4 protein-coding genes are annotated in these 2972 nt (G+C 64.1%); 1 reads left to right on the plus strand and 3 read right to left on the minus strand.

The window, feature by feature from the left end; all coding sequences use genetic code 11:
• Positions 1 to 612 (minus strand): LysR family transcriptional regulator (locus EN994_RS24950; protein WP_127307885.1); only part of this gene is annotated, 612 nt, incomplete at its 3' end.
• Between the two features lie 178 nt (positions 613 to 790).
• On the opposite strand from EN994_RS24950, the gene EN994_RS24955 reads away from it, so the two are divergent.
• Positions 791 to 1081 carry a DUF1127 domain-containing protein gene (locus tag EN994_RS24955; protein WP_063170126.1) on the plus strand — a complete coding sequence of 97 codons (291 nt, stop codon included), beginning with the start codon at positions 791 to 793 and terminating at the stop codon, positions 1079 to 1081.
• Positions 1082 to 1241: 160 nt separating this feature from the next.
• Here EN994_RS24955 and EN994_RS24960 read toward each other — a convergent pair whose 3' ends face one another.
• Both EN994_RS24960 and EN994_RS24965 read right to left on the minus strand, forming a co-directional pair.
• Positions 1242 to 2288 carry a DUF937 domain-containing protein gene (locus tag EN994_RS24960; protein ID WP_024502320.1) on the minus strand — a complete coding sequence of 349 codons (1047 nt, stop codon included), beginning with the start codon at positions 2286 to 2288 and terminating at the stop codon, positions 1242 to 1244.
• A 100-nt stretch (positions 2289 to 2388) separates the two neighbouring features.
• Positions 2389 to 2972: glutamate-cysteine ligase family protein (locus EN994_RS24965; RefSeq protein ID WP_245466079.1), on the minus strand; the 584-nt coding region annotated here is incomplete at its 5' end.

The raw sequence follows: 2972 nt of genomic DNA on the forward strand, positions 1-2972 counted from the left end.
GTTCTGCTGGTCGAGCACATCGACGGCGGCGCGCCGCCAGATGCAGTTCGGCCGGCCGAAGGCCATCGGCAGCGTTTCCTGCTCATGCGTGGCATGATTGGCCGAGGTGACCCACAGCAGCGGTTCGCGCCGCACCACCTCCGACTGGCCGCGTACGTCGTTGTGCGTCACCAGCGCGAGGTCGAGATTGCCGCGCTTGATATGCTCGACCAGCCCCGGCGTCGGCTCGCAGATGACGGTGAGTTCGACGCGCGGATTGGAGCGGGTGAACCGTGCCATGATCTCGGGCAGGAAACGATCGGCGTAGTCGTCGGGCGTGCCGATGCGGATCGTGCCTTCGAGCCGCCGGTCGTCGAAGGCCGCCAGGGTCTCGCGGTTGAGATAGAGCAGCCGCCGCGCATAGGAGAGCAGCTTGTCGCCTTCCTCGGTCAGCCTGTTGGTGCGTCCGTCCTTTTCGAACAGCGGCTTGCCCAGCCGCTCCTCCAGCCGGCGCATCTGCATCGACACCGCCGACTGGGTCCGGTGCACCTCTTCGGCTGCTCGCGTGAAGCTGCCGGTGTCGGCAATCGAGATGAAGGTCTGCAACTGATCGAGATCGAGCGGCGATTTCATCGATATGATCCATCACTGGTGTTGATGGTAAAGATTAGAAACATTCGTTGGATTAATCAATCGGCCGATGGCAAATTGGCATTGTCCACATGAAGGCATGTGAATCGAAGCCGGAACGGCCGCTGTCGCCAGCGCCGATCGCAAGGCTTTGCCCGTTCGAGTCTGAAGGAGACCGACAATGACCACGTTCGATTTCGCCACCGAGACCCCGCGCATCACCTCGCGTCCGGCCGTTGCGACGCGCGTGGCCAACACCGTCTCCAACATCTACCGCGCCTGGAAAAACCGCCGCGCCTTTTATCGCCTTGGCGAGATGTCGGACGCCGAACTCGCCGATATCGGCCTGACGCGCGCCGACCTGCATGTCGCTATCGACGTGCCGTTTGGCCGCGACCCGACGGCGATGCTGCGCGAGATCGCCAGTGATCGCATCGAAACGATCGAGGATTTCGCTCGCAAGGTGGCCTGATCGGTTGCTTGTTGTTTAGGTTGCCGTGAACCTTTTCAGGGTTCGACGCGACTGACGAGTATGCAGGCTCCCACTCCCTGCCGGATCCCCCCGGCCCGCCTGCACTCTGCCCGGTCCTCCCAGGACCGGGCTTTTCTCTTTCTACCTCAGCGAAGACCGCCTACCGCCGGTCCATGTCCCGCTTAAACTGGTCGAAGATTGTCTCCACGCCCTTCTGGTAGTCATCACGCTGCTGGGCGCCGGTTTCGAACATCTTGCCGAACAGGTCGTCGAACGGGTTTTTCGGCCGGCCGCTCGGATTGGCCTGTGGCTGCGGTGCCTGACGTTGCGGGGGCGCTTGAGGCTGTTGCGGCGCCGGCTGTCCGCCGGGGATGCCGCCTAAGCCACCGCCACCTTGCCGCAGCATCTCCTCGAAGATTTTCCCCAGCGGATTGTCTCCGTAGGGGCTTTGCGTCTGCTGGGGCTGCGGCTGCGCCCGCCCCTGCGGCTGCGGCTGAGGCGCGCCACCGCCGAACATGTCCTGCAGCACCTTGCCGAGCGGATTGTCGCCGTAGGGATTGGGTGCCGGCTGCGTCTGGCTTTGCGGCTGTGGCTGAGCCGCGCCGCCGCCGAACATGTCCTGCAACACCTTGCCGAGCGGGTTGTCCATCGGGTTCTGGGGCGGCGGCGCCTGGCGCGGCTGCGGCGCCGGGGCCTGCATGCCGCCGCCTTGCCGCATCATCTGCTCGATGATCTCGCCGAGCGGATTGTTGCCGCCGCCGCCAAAACCGCCGGCGGCCTGCATCTGGTTTGCCGTCTGCTTGAACAGCCCGCCCATGACCATCGAGGCGATCGCCGGCAGCATCTGCTGCAGGATCTGCTGATTGACGCCGCTGGCTTGCGCCGCCTGGCTGGCCACGGCGCGAGACAGATCCTTCGAACCGAACAGGTGCCCGAGAATGCCGTTGCCCTCATCGACGCCTTGCGGCGAGAAGGCCCGGGTTGCGTCCTCGAAATACTTGGCGTGCTGGCCGCTGGCCATCGCCGTCATGAAGGCGCCGAGCCCATAGGGGTCGGCGGTGTTGCGTTGCAGCCCCTGCGAAAAGGCCGGCAGCAATGCGGCAACCGCCGCTTGCGTCTGCTGCATTGAAAGCCCGTATTGCTGGGCAAGGGCCTGCATGCCATTGCCGTTCTGGGCCTGCGTCAGCATGTCGAACAAGGTGGGCATCGGCGTCTCCTCCGGAAATCCTCGCCGAAGAAGCCTAGTTTGTTTCCACTTCCGATTGAAGCGACTTTTGCCGGCCGGTCAGCTTTGCCAAATCCGAGGGTTAATAGGCGTATTCCATGAAAACCGGCTCGATCGAGCCGCCCCAGCGCGTGTGGTAGGCCGACAGCATCTCCTCGGCGCTGGTGGTGCCCCGCGCCACCACTTCGTCCAACGTGTTGAGGAAGGAGGTCTCGTCGTAGCCGTCGCGGTTCTTCTTGCCACGGTTCTTCAGTCCCATGCGGGAAATGACCATCACGTCACGCGCGATCTCGCGCAGCGTGGTGTTGCGGAAGGGTGCGGAGATGCCTTGTTCCGGCACGGCATTGCGCATCGCCAGCGTTTCTTCATACGTCCAGCTCGAGGTCAGCGCCTCGGCGGCATCGAGTGCGGCCTCATCATAAAGCAATCCGACCCAGAAGGCCGGCAGCGCGCAAATGCGCCGCCATGGCCCGCCATCGGCGCCGCGCATCTCGAGGAAGCGCTTCAGCCGCACATCCGGGAACAGCGTTGACAGATGGTTCGCCCAGTCGCCCATTGTCGGCAGCCCGTCCGGCACTTCATTGCGCGCGGCCCCGGCCATGAACTGGCGGAAGGTGATGTGGGTCATGTCGTGATAGCGACCGTCGCGGATGACGAAATACATCG

The organism is Mesorhizobium sp. M7A.F.Ca.CA.002.09.1.1, from assembly GCF_003998555.1.
GTDB lineage: Bacteria > Pseudomonadota > Alphaproteobacteria > Rhizobiales > Rhizobiaceae > Mesorhizobium > Mesorhizobium ciceri.

Coding starts and splice junctions, on each gene's coding strand:
- EN994_RS24955 (WP_063170126.1), top strand. CDS start 791: ATGACCACGTTCGATTTCGCCACCGAGACCCCGCGCATCACCTCGCGT.
- EN994_RS24960 (WP_024502320.1), bottom strand. CDS start 2,288: ATGCCCACCTTGTTCGACATGCTGACGCAGGCCCAGAACGGCAATGGC.